This window comes from Kitasatospora sp. NPDC053308 (assembly GCF_055585785.1).
The window spans coordinates 69,475-83,527 of sequence record NZ_JBVJJY010000001.1 but is presented as its reverse complement, the minus strand read 5'-3'; the positions used below and the strand labels follow the sequence as shown (position 1 = coordinate 83,527).

Below are 14,053 nucleotides of genomic sequence, written 5' to 3'. Positions count from 1 at the left end.
GGAATGCGTACTCGGCTCCCGAATGCGTACCAGGAATTCCTCGGTACGTATCCGGATGCGTATTCCGATGCGTATTCTGATACGTATTCACGGGCCTGTGACGGCTGAAATCTACCGCACCTGCCGCATGTGCTCAATACTTAGTCCGGGCACCGGAAATGAGGTCTTGGCGGCCGATTGCGGCCGTGTCATTCTTCATTTGTCGGCGGCACCGGGAAGCACCGGGCAACAGGCTCCGGGACCGCCGGCGAACCGGAAACCAGAGAAAAGGAAAAGTCACATGGCTTTGGACCAGAGGAAGCGGGCCGAGTTCGTCAACGGCTACACCCGCGCCCTGATCAGCGCCTGGTCGAGCGAGGAGTACGCGGCCCGCCTGCGCACCGACGCCCGTGCCGCCCTCGCCGAGGCCGGCCTGGAGCTCCCGGCCGACGCCGAGATCGTCATCGTCTCGACTGCCGCCGAGGGCGAGCAGGAGGGCAACCTCGAGGTGCAGGTCGAGCTCTTCGAGATCGGTCTCGCGACCGGTCGCTACGAGTTCCACATCCCGGAGACCCCGCAGATCGACACCGCCGAGCTGAGCGAGGGCGACCTGTCGGACATCGCGGCCGGCGGCAACTCCTGCTGCTGCCCGTGCTGCTGCTGCACCTGATCCAGCCGGGAAACCCGCCCGCCGGGCAGAGCGCCCGGCCGGTCGACCTGAGGACCGGGTCGGCCTGAACACCCCACAGAGGAGCGATCCACAGTGGCGACTGCCGTCGGGGAACACCCCGTCTCAGTCCGCGGCCTGCGCAAGAGTTATGGCGACTGGCACGCGGTCCAGGGTCTGGATCTGGACATCCACCAGGGAGAGGTCTTCGCCCTGCTCGGGCCGAACGGCGCGGGCAAGACGACGACCGTCGAAATCCTGGAGGGGGTCCGCCAGCGAACCGGCGGTGACGTGCGGGTCCTCGGCTGCGACCCAGCCGAGGACCGGCGCGAGTGGCGCGCCAGGATCGGGGTGGTCCCGCAGACCACCGGCGCCTACTCGGACCTGACCGTGCGCGAGGTGGTCGAGCACTTCGCCGCGTTCTACCCGAACCCGCTGCCGGTCGGCCAGGTCATCGACATGGTCGGACTGGGCAAGCACGAGAAGAAGCAGAGCACGGACCTCTCCGGAGGCCAGGCCCGCCGGCTCGACGTCGCGGTGGGCATCGTCGGCGACCCGGACCTGATCTTCCTCGACGAACCCACCACCGGGTTGGACCCGGTGGCTCGCCGAGAGGCCTGGGACCTGGTCCGCTACTTCTCCGAGCGCGGACGCACCACCGTGCTCACCACGCACTACCTGGACGAGGCCGAGGCGCTGGCCCAGCGCGCCGCGGTGATCGTCGCCGGCCGAGTGGTCCAGTACGGGCCGCTGGCCGAGTTCGGCGGCCGCTCGCAGACTCCGACCACGGTCTCCTTCCGGATTCCGCCGGAGCTCGCCGGCCGCACGCTGCCGCCGCTGCCACCCGGGGCCGAACCGGCCCCGGTGGGCGTGGACGGCCTGCTCAGGATCGCCACGCACGCCCCGACCGCGCTGCTCGCGGCGCTGGTCCCGTGGGCGCACCAGGCGGGGGTCGGCGAACTGCCCGAACTGCGGGTGCACCGGCCGACGCTGGAGGACATCTACCTGGAGCTGATCCGCGAGAACGTCGACGGGACCGACCGCGGCGCCGACAACAGCCAGAGCATCACCCACGAGGCGGGCCCCCGATGACCCTCACCCAACCCACCGCACCCACCGCGACGACCGCCCGGGTGGGCGGGAGCACCGGGGCGCCCCGGCGGGCCGGCCGGATGCCCGGCATCTGGCGGGCCGGCGCGGCCCGCTCCAGGGTGGAGCTGCGGGCGTTCTTCCGGAACAAGCAGTCGCTGGTCTTCACCCTGATGTTCCCGGTGATCCTGCTGGTCGTCTTCGGCTCGATCTTCTCGGGCAAGGTGGCCGGCACCGACACCGACGTCAAGCTGGTGTTCATGGCCGGCATCATCGCCGCCGGCGTGATGAGCACCGCGTTCTCCGGCCTCGCGATCAACATCGCGATCGAGCGCGACACCGGTACCGTCCGCCGCCTCGCGATGACCCCGATGCCCAAGTCCGCCTACTTCGTGGGCAAGCTGGTGCGGGTCATCGTCACCACCGCGCTGGAGGCGGTGCTGCTGATCGGCATCGCGCTGGCCCTGTTCGGCCTGCCGCTGCCCAGCACCCCGGAGCGCTGGTTCACCCTCGGCTGGGACCTCGCGCTCGGCACCGTCGCCTGCGCGATGGCCGGCGCCGCGTACTCGGCACTGATCCCCAACAGCCGGTCGGCGGCGGCGATCGTCACCCCGGTCTTCATGGTGCTCCAGTTCATCTCCGGCGTGTTCTTCCCGTTCGGCCAACTGCCCGCCTGGATGCAGACGGTGGCCGCGTTCTTCCCGGTCAAGTGGATGGCCCAGGGCTTCCGCTCGGTCTTCCTGCCGGACTCCTTCACGGCCGTGGAACCGGCCGGGAACTGGGAGCTGGGGCACATCGCGCTGGTCCTGACCGCCTGGTCGCTGGCCGGCCTGCTGCTGACCGCCTTCTCCTTCCGCTGGCGCGGCCCCCGGGTCCGCTAGACCGACCGGCTAGACCTCTTGGGGGCTGGATCCATGACGACGGCGTCGGTGCGCCTGCCGGAGCACCTCATCCACCCGTTCGCCCCGGCCGGGCGGGCCGACCCGCACCCGGTGTACCGGTGGCTCAGGGCCAACGACCCGGTGCACTTCGACGCCGCGTCCCGGCTCTGGCTGGTCACCTCGCACGCCGACTGCGCGACCGTGCTGCGCGACCCGCGCTTCTCGGCCGCGCAGGGCCAGCGGGAGCGCGCCCGGGACGACGAGCTGCCGCCGTCCATGCTCACCACCGACCCGCCGGACCACCACCGGCTCCGGGCCCCGGGGGCGCTGCTCCTGGGGCCGGCCGCCGTCCGCCCGCTCGGCGCGGGCCTGGCCGCCGACGTGGACGCGCTGCTCGACGCCCTGCCCCTGGACCGTCCGGTGGACGCCGTCGCCGACCTCGGCCGACGCCTCGCCACCGCCGTCTACGCCCGCCTCTTCGGGCTTCCCGCGACGGAGTTCACCCGCTTCGAGGCACTCGCCCGGGCCGCCTCGGTCAACCTCGACCCGATGGTGCCGCCCGCCCGCGCCGCCCTCGGCCGCAGCGCCGCCGGCGCGCTCACCCACTACCTCGGCCGGCACACCGACCGGCTGCTGGCCGACGGCGTCGCGGTGCCGCTGACCGCGCTGGCCGCCGACGACCGGCTGAGCCGCGCCGAGATGCTCGGCATCCTCAACCTGGCCGTGATCGGCGGATGGCAGCCGCTCGCCGAGTTCATCGGCAACGCCCTGCACGTGCTGCTGCCCGACCGCGCGGCCGTCGCCCGGCTCGCCGCGGCCGACGGGGGCGCGGGGAGTGTCGGGGGCGCGGGGGGCGACGGGGGCGCGGGGAGTGTCGGGGCCGACGTGGCCGCCGTGGCCGAGGGGAGCGCCGGGGCCGGCGCGGACCTCGCCCGCCTCGCGGTGGACGAACTGCTGCGGCTGGAGGCGCCGATCCCGTTCACCGCCCGGGTCACCACCGACCGGGTCGAACTGAACGGCGGCGTCCTGCCGGCCGGCGCCCGGGTCCTCGCCGTGCTCACCGCCGCCAACCGGGACCCGGAGGTCTTCGCCGACCCGGACGACCTGCGCCTGGACCGCAGCCCCAACCCGCACCTCGGCTTCGGCGGCGGCCCGCACTTCTGCCTCGCCGCCCCGCTGGTCCGGCAGGCCGCGGCCCTGCTGCTGCCGCGCCTGGTCCGCCGCTTCCCGGCCTTGCGCGGCCCGGCCGGCGCCCCGGCCTGGGACCAGACCCTGGTGCCGCGCCGGCTGCGCGCCTTCCCGCTGGAGCTGGGGCCGGCCGCTGCGGTCCCCGCCGCCGCCCCCGCTCCTGTCCCTGTCCCCGCCCCCGCTCCGGAACCCGCCCCGTCCCTTCGGTGTCCCCACCCCGGCTTCGAGGAGGCCCGGTGACCGCGTACGACGTCATCGTGGTCGGCGCCGGCCCGTCCGGCCTGAACTGCGCCCGGCTGCTGCGCCGGGAGGGCCTCTCCGTGGTCGTGTACGAGGCCAGGGACCGCCTCGGCGGGCGGATCCACACCTTCCACCCCGCCGACGGCGGCCCGCCGCTGGAGCTCGGCGCCCAGGTGGTGCACGGGCACCGCAACCCCGTGCACGAGCTGGTCGGCCCCGGCCGCACCACGGCCGTACCGCGCCGGGTCACCGCCCGGATCGTCGAGGGCGGCGCCAACCGGGAGATGGGCGCGCTGAGCTTCGGCCGCCGCGCGCCCTGGCAGCTGGAGGCCATGCTGCGGCGCTCACCCGGCGTCACCGGCCTGTCCGTCGGCACCTGGCTGCGCGCCTGCGGCAGCACGGGCACGGAAGCCGCGGCCGCCACCGAGTGGTTCCGGCAGAACTGGGCCGCCGACCCGGAGCAGCTGAGCGCCGCCGCCGTCGCCGCCGCACACCGCGGGGACACCGTCGGTGAGGGCGCCGTCGGCGAGGGCGAGTTCTCCGTCGAGGGCGGCTTCGGACTGCTGCCGGAGCGGCTGGCCGAAGGACTGGACGTCCGGCTCGGCGAACCCGTCCGGGAGCTGGCGCACGAGCCGGGCCGCGTCACCGTCCGGACGGACGCCGGGGCGGCGACCGCCCGCGCGCTCGTGCTCACCGTCCCGCCGGCGGCCGTCGGCGGCATCGCCGGACTGCCCGAGGGGAAGCGGGCCGCCGCCGCACGCCTGCCCGCCGGGGACGGCTGCTGCGCCGTGGTCACCCTGGACCGGCCCGCGCCCGAGACGACGATCGTCTTCGACGTGGACGGCCGCACCGGCTTCGTCCGCTGCACCGCCGGCCGACCCGAGGCCCTGGTGGTCGCCAAGGCCGAGGCCGCCTCCTCCCTGCGCGCGGCCCTTGCCGACCGCGCGGCGGTGGCCGGCCTGCTGGCGCCCGCCCTGCCCTGGACCTCCGGCGCCGCCGTCCTCGACCTCGCCGTCGCCGACTGGGGCCGGGACCCGTACGCCGGCGGCGCGTTCACCGCACCCCGGGCCGGACTGGAGGGCGCCGCCCACCAGTGGGCGGAGCCGGTGGACGGCACGCTGTTCTTCGCCGGCGAGGCGACCGTGTCCGGCGAGCGGCTGCCCTGGGTGCAGGGCGCCCTGGCGAGCGGCGAACGGGCCGCCGAACAGGCCCTCAAGGCTCTGGCAACTCGATGAACGTGAGTCCGATGACTGTGCACCACGGCTGGTACCTGCTGGCCTTCCGCTCCGAACTGACCGACGACATCACCCCGTTGGCGGTCGGCCCGCGCCGGCTGATCGCCGTCCGGGAGGCGGAGCGGATCCGCGTCCTGGACGCCTCCTGCCCGCACCGCGGCGCCCACCTCGGCCACGGCGGCCGTCGCGAGGGCGACTGCATCGTCTGCCCGTTCCACGGGAAGCGGATCGGCCTCGGCGACCCGTCCAAGCACTGGTCGGTCGCCGAGCACCGGGTCCTGGCGTGGGGCGACGCGCTGTTCGTCCGGCTCTCCGACGACCCGGACGGCGACCGCGGCTTCGAGCAGGCGGTCAAGGGCTGGGAGGCGGAGTTCCCGCTGGTCGCGGCCGTCAGCCTGCCCGTCGCGGTGCCGTCCGAGTACGTCGTCGAGAACGCCTTCGACCCGGACCACTTCAAGGCCGTCCACGGCGTCCCCGGCACCCGCGGGATGACCGCGCGCGCCGGCGGGAGCGGCGGGCTCGTCATCGAGGGCGAGTTCCTGATGCAGACCTCGCCCTGGCAGGACGCGCGCACGCTGGAGGAGATCCGCTGGGAGGCGGTCCGCACCGGACGGGTCCGCTGGGACTTCAAACCGCGCTTCCACGCCCAGGCGTTCAGCCCCAACGTGGTGGTCACCGAGTTCGGCCCGGAGGCGGAGCGGCAGGTGATCGTCACCGGCTCGGTGCCCACCGAGGACGGCGGCTGCGTCGCCCGCGTCGCCATCGGCGTCCGGGAGGACCAGCGGGCCGCGCTGCCCGCCCTGCTCGGCGGCAGCGAGAAGGCGCTCGCCGAGGACAAGGTGGTCTGGGAGCACCTGGACCACGCCATGACCCCGCGCTACGACGCCCGGGACGAGCCGGTGCTCGCCTTCCGGGCCTTCTGCGCCGACTTCTCCGGAGGCCGTGATGCCTGAGGGCGCCGCCATGCCTGAGGCCCTCCGCCTGCACCTGCACCGAGGTGGGAGCGGGGACGGCCCCGCCGTGCTGTGGCTGCACGGCTACACGATGGACTCCACCACCTGGCACCCGCTGTGGGACCGCCTCCCCGGCTGGACCCACATCGGCATCGACCTGCCCGGCCACGGCGGCTCGGCCCCGCTCCCCCCGGGACTGACGCTCACGGCCCTGGCCGGGCAGCTGGCCGCGATCGCCGAGGAGACCGGTGCCCGGCGGCTGGTCGGGCTCTCCTTCGGCTCCATGTCGGCCATCCAACTCGCGCTCCAGCACCCGTCGTTGCTGGACCGGCTGGTGCTCGCCGCGCCCACCCTGGCCGGCACCCCCAACGAGGACTCGGCCCGCGTCCGCTACCGGCAGCTGACCATGCTCCACCGCTTCGCCGGCCCCGGCGAGCAGCTCGCCGACCTCTGGATGCAGTCCCCGCCCGACATCTTCACCGGCACCGAGCGCCACCCCGCCCTGCGCGCCGCGCTGCGGTCCGTGGTCGCCCGCCACAGCTGGGCCGAACTGGGCAACCGCGCCATGGACGGCCTCACCGCCCACCGGCACACCGCGGACGACCTGCGCCGCATCACCGCCCGCACCCTGGTGCTGCTGGGCGACGAGGACATGCCCGCCTTCACCCGCAACGGCGAGCTGCTGCGCGACACCCTCCCGGACTGCCGGCTGTCGGTGCTGGAGGAGACCGGCCACCTGCCCCTGCTCGAACGGCCGGAGGAGTGCGCCCCGCTGATCGCCGCCCACCTGGCCTGAGCCGTACGGGAGCGGGTCGGCGTCCTGTGCGCAGGGACGCGGACCACTACTCGCGGGCGCCGCACGCCGCCGCCCCCGTCCTCCCGGGCGGGGGCGGCCCCGTCATGCCCTGTGAGCCCGCCAGGCGGTCGTGCGGCGGGCCGGGTCGCGCCGGACATCGGGGCCGTACCGCGGCACACGGGCCGGAGACCGTGTGTAACGCTTCGGAGAGCGCGAGCCAAGTAGGGACGTAAGGCAGTGCTCGTCCTCCCAAGGAGCCATCCGTGTCAGCGGAGCACCACCCGATAGCACCACCCTCACGTGATCCGGCGGCGTTCGCCGTGTTCTACCAGCAGCAGTTCGACACCGTGCTCGGTTTCGTCACGCGTCGCACCGACAGCGCGCACCTGGCCGCGGACCTGACGGCCGACATCTTCCTGACGGCGCTGGAGCAGGCCGACCGTTACGACGCCCGCCGCGGCGCGCCGGTCGCCTGGCTGTACGGCATCGCCCGCAACGTCCTGGCCGCCCACTTCCGCGGCAACGTGCGCGAGCTCAAGGCGGTGGCCAGGATCGCCGGTCAGCGGATGCTGGACGACCAGGACGTGTCCGTGATCGAAGGACGCATCGACGCGGCCCGCGAGGCCCGCGGACTGGCGGACCGGCACGCCGCCCTGTCCGAGCCGCTGCGCGCGGTGCTGGACCTGGTGGCCGTCGACGGACTCGCCGTCCGCGAGGCGGCCAAGGTCCTGGGCATCAGCGCGACGACCGCCCGGGTGCGGCTGCACCGGGCGCGCAAGGCCCTGCAGAAGGTCGTCCCGCAGGCAGGTACCACCGCCACGTCCGTGAACACCATCCTGGAGGCCGCCTCGTGACCACGCCCCTGAACTTCCGGCAGCGGCTCGGCGACGAACTCGCCGCCCGTGCCGCGAACCTGCCCGCCGCGGGCGCCCCGGTCAGGATCCGTCCGCGCCGCACCCGCGGGCTGGTGGTGACCGGCTTCGGGCTGGCGGCCGCCGTCAGCGCGGTCGTCCTGGTGCCGCACGGCGGTGCCGACGGCGTGGCCGCCAAGCCGCAGGCCGGCCCTCCCGCCTCGCAGCCTGCCGATGGCTCCCCGGCAACCGGTGGCTCCCCGACCGCTGGTGGCTCCCCGACCGCGGTGCGGCTCACCACCGCGTCCTACACGGTGGCCGCCAATACGGACGGCACCGTCTCCTTCCAGCTGATCGGCGCCGACTGGTCCGGACTCCAGGAGGCCCTGCGCTCGGTAGGCGTTCCCGCGCTGATCATGACGCCCTCAGCCGACTGCCACACCCGGGTGGTCACCGACGGAAGCCGGCTGGAGGAGGTGATGTCGCCGGACCCCCAGAACGGCCGCATCGCGATCCTGCACCCCGCAGCCATCCCGGCCGGTGAAAGCCTGCTGCTGGTCAACACGGCGCCCAAGGGCGCGCTCCACCCGAGCACCGTCCGGAACGTGGACATCTCGTTGGTCAAGGAGGCTCCCGGCTGCTTCCCGCTCTCCCAGACCGGGATCGGCGTGGACTGAACCGCCCGCGTCCGGCCGGTCATGGGCGGGGTCCGGGGCCGGACACCGGCGGCCCGCTCCCTGCGCGCGGGAGCGGGCCGCTTCGGTCGGGGGTTCGCGAGGGTGTCGGCGCGGCTACTGGTGCAGGTAGGTGTCGGTGAAGCTGGTGCCGCCGCCACCGAGCGCGCTGGTGCGGGCCTCGTAGGTGCCGTTCGCGCTGGGGTCGAGCGCGACCGGGCCGTAGGAGCCGAGCGGCTTGCCGTTGACGGTGGCCGAAGTGAAGCTCAGCGTCCCGAAGTTGGGGTAGGAGCCGGTCGGCGACTCGATGATGACCTCGGCGCTGGTCCGCTGCGCGGAGAGGGTCTTGCTGGTGCTGTACGTCCAGCCGCGCGAGGAGTTCGTCAGCTTGAGGGTGTACTTGTTGCTCCCCGCGTAGGTCACCGAGGCGCTGATGACGTCGCCCGCCGAGACGGGGTACGAACCGGTGCTCAGGTAGACCGGGTTCGCCGGGTACATCTCGTACCAGGCCTGGTTCACCGGGCTTCCGCTGGAGCAGTCCGTGGCCACCCCGGTCTGCTCCACGGTGGAGGAGCCGTACCCGTCGATGCCGACCCACGGCGCGTACAGGTCGTTGGTGGAGTTGCAGGTCGCGCGCGGCTCCGTCCAGGTCGCCGAGACGGAGGTGAAACCACTGCCGGTGGCGGCGTAACCGCCCCAGTTGTAGCCGTTGGTGTTGTAGCTCAGCGGGCGGAACGACAGTGCCTGAGCGGCCACCGCCGTGGTCGGCACGGCGGGCGCCGCGACGGCGGTGACCGCGGCGGCGAGGGCGGCGACGCGTATCAGGACCTTGCGCATGCTTGCTCCTTCGTGGGGGACGGGCAGGCGGCTCACACGCCGGTTCGATCCGTGGGGGTGGCCGTGGCGGCGTGGCAGGAGCAGGATCGCCGACCTGTCATGAGCCCAGCAAGGGGCGGGGTGCAAAGGTTGATGAAGTAATTGCCATGCCCAGCCCAGCACTTGACGTTCATGCCGGTCTCGTCGCCCTCGTTGAGGCCGCCGTCCGGCCGCGGGCCACTGCAGGGGCCTGAGCGCAGCCCTGACGGCCCGCCGCTCGCGAGCGGCGGGCCGAGAGAGGCGGTTGGATCAGGCCGGCGGGGTGCCGTTGGGCCAGACGCAGGGCGAGCTGACGTTCAAGGAGACGTTGCGACTGGCGTCGGAGACGCCGTCCAGGACAGCGAGGAAGTTGTCCGCGGGGTTCTTGAGCTTGATCCAGTCGGAATGAAAGTCGGGGGCGTCCGCTACCGGCTGGAAGCCACGCCCGGTCATCAGGGTGCGGAACGCGCTGGCAGCTTCGGCCCTGGTAGCGGACGGAACGTCTCCGAAGTCGTATCCCCGGCTCGTCTGTTTTCTGCCATGCGGACCGATGTCGTTGAGTTCGCATTCCAGATCGCTGAAGTCGCCCGAACTCGCCGTGGGCTTTATCGGCAGCTTGGCCAGGATGTCCGCGAGGTAGCTGTCGATCTGCTTCTTGGTCTGGTCCAGTGTCATCGTGGGCTTGGAGCGTTCCTGCAAGGTGCTCGCTCCGCAGGCGCTCAGGGCCAGCAGTGTGACCGACAACACGGCTGCGAGCGCAGACCTTCGGGTCGAGACCGCCACCGCGAAGGCGCGCATCGAGGTGCTCATGAGATCGGCTTTCCCGCGATGGCTCGTCCCATCGCGATGAGGGAAGCGGAGTTGCTCGCCCAGTAGTCGGAGTGATCCGTCCCCGGGCTGGTGGGGATCGTCTGCGCGCCGAACTGCGGGACGCTCGGGTCACGTCCGAAGGCTACGTGATGGTCGGGATTGTCATTGTATCCAAGGCCATTGCCGACGTTGTTGACGATATTGCCCGCCACGTTGTCCGCATTCTCTGGAATCGCGAACTTGATTGGGTCCTTGTCGCCCTGCGCCACGAAGACGCGTGACGGGTCTACGCCCAGGTCACGGGCGTGTTCGACGCCGACGCCCGGGCTGGCGATCAGCACGACGTTGTCGACGGGCAGTCCCTTGTCGCGCAAGGTGTAACCCACGGTGGTCGTGCCGAAGCTGTGGCCGAGGATGGTGTTGTTCGAGGGCTTCCCCTCGTGGGTGGCGCGCAGTCCGGTCTCGAAGCTGTGCAGGTCGTTCTCGGCGGCCTTGGCGTAGAGGTCGATTGCCGCGTCAGGGAAGAGTGATTGTGGTGCGGTGTAGCCGACCCAGGTGATCGACGACGTGGTGGCAGGGTCTCCGGCGTTCTTGTTGGCGGCGTTAGCGGAGGCGACCATCTGGTCCGAGCGCTCGATGTCGCCGCTGAGGCTGCCGCCAACGCGAGAACCGGTGCCCGGGACGTACGTCGAGACGTTGTCGGCGGTATCCGGGTTGTTGACCGCGACGATGGCGCGGCCCGTGCCCTTGGTGTCGAAACCGAGCAGGAAGGCGGGCGGGTGGTCGGCGTCAACAGGCTTGTTCAGCCGGTCCTCGATGGCCTGGACGCCACTCATCTTGTCCTGAAGGGCGTCGTGCTTGCGCTTCCACTCTTCGTATGCGGGGTTCTTGACGGCTTGGCCATTGACGGTTGCCAGGGTCTTCACAGGCTCGGGCCCGAGGCCGTCGAGCTGACGCTGGAGGTCCTGCTTGCCACGTTGCAGATTGATCCGGTTGGCTTGGTCCCGGGCGGTGGCAGGTACACCGTCCAGGCCGCCGATCTTGTCGGGTGCGGTGAGAATCATCCGCTGGCGCTGAGCGTCGGTGAGGCCATCCCACCAGGTCTTCACGCCGCTCGGGTCGGTGCCGGCAGCAGGGATCTGATTGAGCGCATTGGCGGCAGCTTGGTCGCTCTTCGCTGTGACGGCGTCGAGCCCGGTGCCGTTGGCTGCGTTGGTCGCCAGGTGGCCGAGCCGTGCACTGATGGCCTGATCGGCGTGGTCGGCCTCGGTGAGTGCGGCGGTGATCCGTGCGCTTATCGCCTGGGCGGTGGCCTCAGCCTTGTCACCGCTGTAATTGGCGGAATTGGGGTCGTTGTCCCAGGTGATGCGGCCGTCAGGGGCCACGGTCATCTTGTTGTTCTTGGCCTCGTCCAGCGCGCTGATCAGATGGGACTGTGCTGCCGCGATGCCCTCTGCAGCGTCGGAGAGTGCCTTGCTGATGAGGCCGAGTTCCTGTTTCGCCGCCTGCAGCTCGGTGCCCAGGAGCTGGAGTCGGGCATGGGCATGGCCGGAGGCTGTTCCGGTCCAGTGCGAGTTGGCCAGGCGGTCCACGACCTCGTGCTGCCAGGACTCCATGTGCTGGCCGAAGGCGGTGAAGAGGGCGTCGTAGGCGTTCTTCGCGACGGTGATGTTATTGATGTTGGCGTCGTAGAGCGTCTTGATGTCCATCGCTTACTCGGCCGCCTTGGGGCTGTAAGGCTTCACAGGACCTGGGATGACGACAGTGCCGAAGGGGTCAGGCTCGTCCGCAACCGGCATGTTCGGATTCTTGAGGCTCGCGTGGATGTCCTTCTCGACTTGGCGGTAGTAGGTGGCCGACGCGGCGAGCTTCTTGCCGACATCTCCCATGTCGCCGCCAAGCTTGTCCAGCAGGGTCTTCCAGTTCGTCCCGCAGTTCCGGATCGCGGCCGCGAGCTGCCAGCCCGTCAGCGTGTTTGCGGCCTGGTTGGACGGCTCGGTGATCTTCGAGGTCTCGCCCGGTATGAGTCCTCCGATGTGCTGGGCGCTCTGTCCGCAGCCGTCCAGTTCGGCCGGATTGACCTTGAGCGACAATGAGAGATCAGTGTCTGCCATGTATTCCCCCCTGCAGTCGGTCCCCCGAGGCGTCGGCCTGGGCCGCGCGCCTTGGCAGCATCCTATTGTCGGATAGTAATCGACTGCTTTCTGGCTGCGACCGGGAGGTGGCCATGCGCCTACTCAGGAGACCTGGCGAACGGCCGGCATGGAGGCGTGCGCACGCCATATGCGCGAGGAAGGCGTGCCAGCGCCCGTCACTGGGCGCGGTGGGCCGGTGTCTTGGGGGCGGGGTCAGGCCTCGGTGGTGGTGGCGAAGGTGAGGAAGGCCTGCCAGGCGGGTGGGGTGAAGGTCAGGTGGGGGCCGGTCTTGTCCTTGGAGTCGCGGACGAGGACGGCTTCGGTGGCCTCGGCGATCTCGATGCAGGCGAACTGCTGGTTGTCGCAGTGGCTGCCCTTGCGCCAGGCGATCTCGACGCACTGGGCGCCCTCGTTGCTGCTGTGGCTGCTCTTGAACCAGACCAGTTCCATATCTTCTGACGGTACGCCAACGGCCCGCCGCCGGGAAGGCGGTGGGCCGTTGTGGGGAGGTCTGGGTCAGGTCAGACCTCGGTGGTGGCGGCGAAGGTCACGAACGCCTTCCAGGCGGCCGGCTCGAAGGCAAGCTGGGGGCCGGTCTTGTCCTTGGAGTCGCGGACGTGGACGGTGCCGGGGGCCTCGGCGACCTCGATGCACTCCGCGCCCTCGTTGGTGCTGTAGCTGCTCTTGAACCACGACAGTTCGGCCATGCTCACCGCTCTCCCAGGATCGTCTCGATCAAGGCCAGGGACTCCCTCATATCGAGCGCCTGCGCCCGGAGGGTGCCGTATCGTGCGGCCATCTTACGGACTTCCTCAGGGTCTGTGATGAGCCTGTTGACGTGCTGGATCTCCACGTAGGCGATCTGCGGGCGCCCGGGCGGGGTCAGGAGGGTGAAGGGTCCACCCATGCCGGCGTTCTCGGCCTTGTCGAGGGGCATCACTTGCAGCTCCAGGCCGCGGATCTCGCCGACCTTGAGCAGATGCTGCAACTGTTCCCGATGCGTCTCCCCGCCGCCCAACGGCCTTCGCAGCAAGCTCTCGTCGAGGACCCAGCTCATGGTTGGCAGGGGCCACCGAGTCAGGATTTCCTGCCGCTGCATCCTGGCAGCCACCCATTCGTCGACCTGTTCCGCCGACAGCCACGGCCTGCGCATCTCGTAGAGGGCCCTTGCATGGGCCTCGGTCTGCAGGAGCCCCGGGATGGCGAACAGGCTGTAGCTGTTGATCTCCACTGCCCGGGCCTCCTCCGCCGTGAAGGCCCGGTTGAACGCCGGGTGCCGCGTGGCGACCCGGATCTTGGCCTTCATCACGTCGTCCGCGACCGCCCGCAGCACCCCGCCCGCGTTGAGGAGGTCGTCGGCGATCGTCAGGAACTCGATCCTCGGCGTCCGCACCCCCCGTTCCATCGCGCCGATCAGGTCCTCGCTGTACCCGCTCAGCTTCGCGAACTGCTTCTGCGTAAGCCCCGCCCGCTCCCGGAAGAGCTTGATCAGCTTCCCCACCGCGCTGTAGAACTCCGCGACCCCGTCGGAGTTCTCCGCGGTCTCGCCGTCGTCGAAGACCGTGCGCTCGACGCCACCCACGGCAATCACCCGCCCTTTCGATCGAATGATCCGGGCCGCCCGACAGGCGAACCCTCCGCACCCGCACACGTACTCTCCGTGCTCGCCGGATGCATGGTCAGGGTACGTCCGCGCCATC

At 71.4% G+C, this 14,053-nt stretch carries 16 protein-coding genes; 9 read left to right on the top strand and 7 right to left on the bottom strand.

What is annotated here, in order from left to right; all coding sequences use genetic code 11:
• Positions 1-280 precede the first annotated feature (280 nt).
• From ACZ6Y7_RS00380 to ACZ6Y7_RS00340, 9 genes are all read left to right on the top strand, one after another.
• Positions 281-649 carry a hypothetical protein gene (locus ACZ6Y7_RS00380; RefSeq protein ID WP_350526397.1) on the top strand — a complete coding sequence of 123 codons (369 nt, stop codon included), beginning with the start codon at positions 281-283 and terminating at the stop codon, positions 647-649.
• A gap of 93 nt (positions 650-742) precedes the next feature.
• On the top strand, positions 743-1,738 hold the full coding sequence (locus ACZ6Y7_RS00375) for an ABC transporter ATP-binding protein (RefSeq protein ID WP_402223965.1): 996 nt from the start codon (positions 743-745) through the stop codon (positions 1,736-1,738).
• Positions 1,735-2,616 (top strand): ABC transporter permease, encoded by an 882-nt coding sequence (locus ACZ6Y7_RS00370; protein ID WP_465755652.1) that lies wholly within the window; start codon positions 1,735-1,737, stop codon positions 2,614-2,616. Before ACZ6Y7_RS00375 ends, ACZ6Y7_RS00370 begins: the two co-directional genes overlap by 4 nt.
• A 33-nt stretch (positions 2,617-2,649) precedes the next feature.
• On the top strand, positions 2,650-4,044 hold the full coding sequence (locus tag ACZ6Y7_RS00365) for a cytochrome P450 (RefSeq protein WP_465755651.1): 1,395 nt from the start codon (positions 2,650-2,652) through the stop codon (positions 4,042-4,044).
• Positions 4,041-5,279 carry a flavin monoamine oxidase family protein gene (locus ACZ6Y7_RS00360; protein WP_465755650.1) on the top strand — a complete coding sequence of 413 codons (1,239 nt, stop codon included), beginning with the start codon at positions 4,041-4,043 and terminating at the stop codon, positions 5,277-5,279. Before ACZ6Y7_RS00365 ends, ACZ6Y7_RS00360 begins: the two co-directional genes overlap by 4 nt.
• A gap of 11 nt (positions 5,280-5,290) precedes the next feature.
• On the top strand, positions 5,291-6,232 hold the full coding sequence (locus tag ACZ6Y7_RS00355) for a Rieske 2Fe-2S domain-containing protein (RefSeq protein ID WP_465755649.1): 942 nt from the start codon (positions 5,291-5,293) through the stop codon (positions 6,230-6,232).
• A gap of 10 nt (positions 6,233-6,242) precedes the next feature.
• Positions 6,243-7,028, top strand: a complete 786-nt coding sequence (locus ACZ6Y7_RS00350) for an alpha/beta fold hydrolase (RefSeq protein WP_465755648.1) — start codon at positions 6,243-6,245, stop codon at positions 7,026-7,028.
• Between the two features lie 263 nt (positions 7,029-7,291).
• Positions 7,292-7,882 (top strand): RNA polymerase sigma factor, encoded by a 591-nt coding sequence (locus ACZ6Y7_RS00345; RefSeq protein ID WP_465755647.1) that lies wholly within the window; start codon positions 7,292-7,294, stop codon positions 7,880-7,882.
• On the top strand, positions 7,879-8,556 hold the full coding sequence (locus tag ACZ6Y7_RS00340; RefSeq protein ID WP_465755646.1) for a hypothetical protein: 678 nt from the start codon (positions 7,879-7,881) through the stop codon (positions 8,554-8,556). Before ACZ6Y7_RS00345 ends, ACZ6Y7_RS00340 begins: the two co-directional genes overlap by 4 nt.
• 114 nt (positions 8,557-8,670) lie before the next feature.
• Here the strand turns inward: ACZ6Y7_RS00340 and ACZ6Y7_RS00335 are convergent, their stop codons facing one another.
• The 7 genes from ACZ6Y7_RS00335 to ACZ6Y7_RS00305 all read right to left on the bottom strand — a co-directional run bounded on the left by ACZ6Y7_RS00335 (position 8,671) and on the right by ACZ6Y7_RS00305 (position 14,052).
• Positions 8,671-9,390: a G1 family glutamic endopeptidase gene (locus tag ACZ6Y7_RS00335; RefSeq protein ID WP_465755645.1), complete on the bottom strand. Its 720-nt coding sequence runs from the start codon at positions 9,388-9,390 to the stop codon at positions 8,671-8,673.
• A gap of 288 nt (positions 9,391-9,678) precedes the next feature.
• The gene (locus tag ACZ6Y7_RS00330; protein WP_465755644.1) at positions 9,679-10,218 is read right to left on the bottom strand and encodes a hypothetical protein; all 540 of its coding nucleotides are present in this window, start codon (positions 10,216-10,218) and stop codon (positions 9,679-9,681) included.
• Positions 10,215-11,927, bottom strand: a complete 1,713-nt coding sequence (locus ACZ6Y7_RS00325) for an alpha/beta hydrolase (RefSeq protein ID WP_465755643.1) — start codon at positions 11,925-11,927, stop codon at positions 10,215-10,217. Before ACZ6Y7_RS00325 ends, ACZ6Y7_RS00330 begins: the two co-directional genes overlap by 4 nt.
• 3 nt (positions 11,928-11,930) lie before the next feature.
• On the bottom strand, positions 11,931-12,332 hold the full coding sequence (locus tag ACZ6Y7_RS00320) for a WXG100 family type VII secretion target (protein ID WP_465755642.1): 402 nt from the start codon (positions 12,330-12,332) through the stop codon (positions 11,931-11,933).
• Positions 12,333-12,566: 234 nt separating this feature from the next.
• The gene (locus ACZ6Y7_RS00315; RefSeq protein ID WP_465755641.1) at positions 12,567-12,803 is read right to left on the bottom strand and encodes a DUF397 domain-containing protein; all 237 of its coding nucleotides are present in this window, start codon (positions 12,801-12,803) and stop codon (positions 12,567-12,569) included.
• Between the two features lie 71 nt (positions 12,804-12,874).
• Positions 12,875-13,060 carry a DUF397 domain-containing protein gene (locus ACZ6Y7_RS00310; protein ID WP_465755640.1) on the bottom strand — a complete coding sequence of 62 codons (186 nt, stop codon included), beginning with the start codon at positions 13,058-13,060 and terminating at the stop codon, positions 12,875-12,877.
• A gap of 2 nt (positions 13,061-13,062) precedes the next feature.
• Positions 13,063-14,052: a helix-turn-helix domain-containing protein gene (locus ACZ6Y7_RS00305; protein WP_465755639.1), complete on the bottom strand. Its 990-nt coding sequence runs from the start codon at positions 14,050-14,052 to the stop codon at positions 13,063-13,065.
• Position 14,053: the final 1 nt, after the last annotated feature.

Bases quoted from the DNA above. Each gene is read 5' to 3' on its own strand.
- ACZ6Y7_RS00380 (WP_350526397.1), top strand. From the start codon at position 281: ATGGCTTTGGACCAGAGGAAGCGGGCCGAGTTCGTCAACGGCTACACC.
- ACZ6Y7_RS00370 (WP_465755652.1), top strand. From the start codon at position 1,735: ATGACCCTCACCCAACCCACCGCACCCACCGCGACGACCGCCCGGGTG.
- ACZ6Y7_RS00365 (WP_465755651.1), top strand. From the start codon at position 2,650: ATGACGACGGCGTCGGTGCGCCTGCCGGAGCACCTCATCCACCCGTTC.
- ACZ6Y7_RS00355 (WP_465755649.1), top strand. From the start codon at position 5,291: ATGACTGTGCACCACGGCTGGTACCTGCTGGCCTTCCGCTCCGAACTG.
- ACZ6Y7_RS00350 (WP_465755648.1), top strand. From the start codon at position 6,243: ATGCCTGAGGCCCTCCGCCTGCACCTGCACCGAGGTGGGAGCGGGGAC.
- ACZ6Y7_RS00335 (WP_465755645.1), bottom strand. From the start codon at position 9,390: ATGCGCAAGGTCCTGATACGCGTCGCCGCCCTCGCCGCCGCGGTCACC.
- ACZ6Y7_RS00330 (WP_465755644.1), bottom strand. From the start codon at position 10,218: ATGAGCACCTCGATGCGCGCCTTCGCGGTGGCGGTCTCGACCCGAAGG.
- ACZ6Y7_RS00325 (WP_465755643.1), bottom strand. From the start codon at position 11,927: ATGGACATCAAGACGCTCTACGACGCCAACATCAATAACATCACCGTC.
- ACZ6Y7_RS00320 (WP_465755642.1), bottom strand. From the start codon at position 12,332: ATGGCAGACACTGATCTCTCATTGTCGCTCAAGGTCAATCCGGCCGAA.
- ACZ6Y7_RS00315 (WP_465755641.1), bottom strand. From the start codon at position 12,803: ATGGAACTGGTCTGGTTCAAGAGCAGCCACAGCAGCAACGAGGGCGCC.
- ACZ6Y7_RS00310 (WP_465755640.1), bottom strand. From the start codon at position 13,060: ATGGCCGAACTGTCGTGGTTCAAGAGCAGCTACAGCACCAACGAGGGC.
- ACZ6Y7_RS00305 (WP_465755639.1), bottom strand. From the start codon at position 14,052: ATGGCGCGGACGTACCCTGACCATGCATCCGGCGAGCACGGAGAGTAC.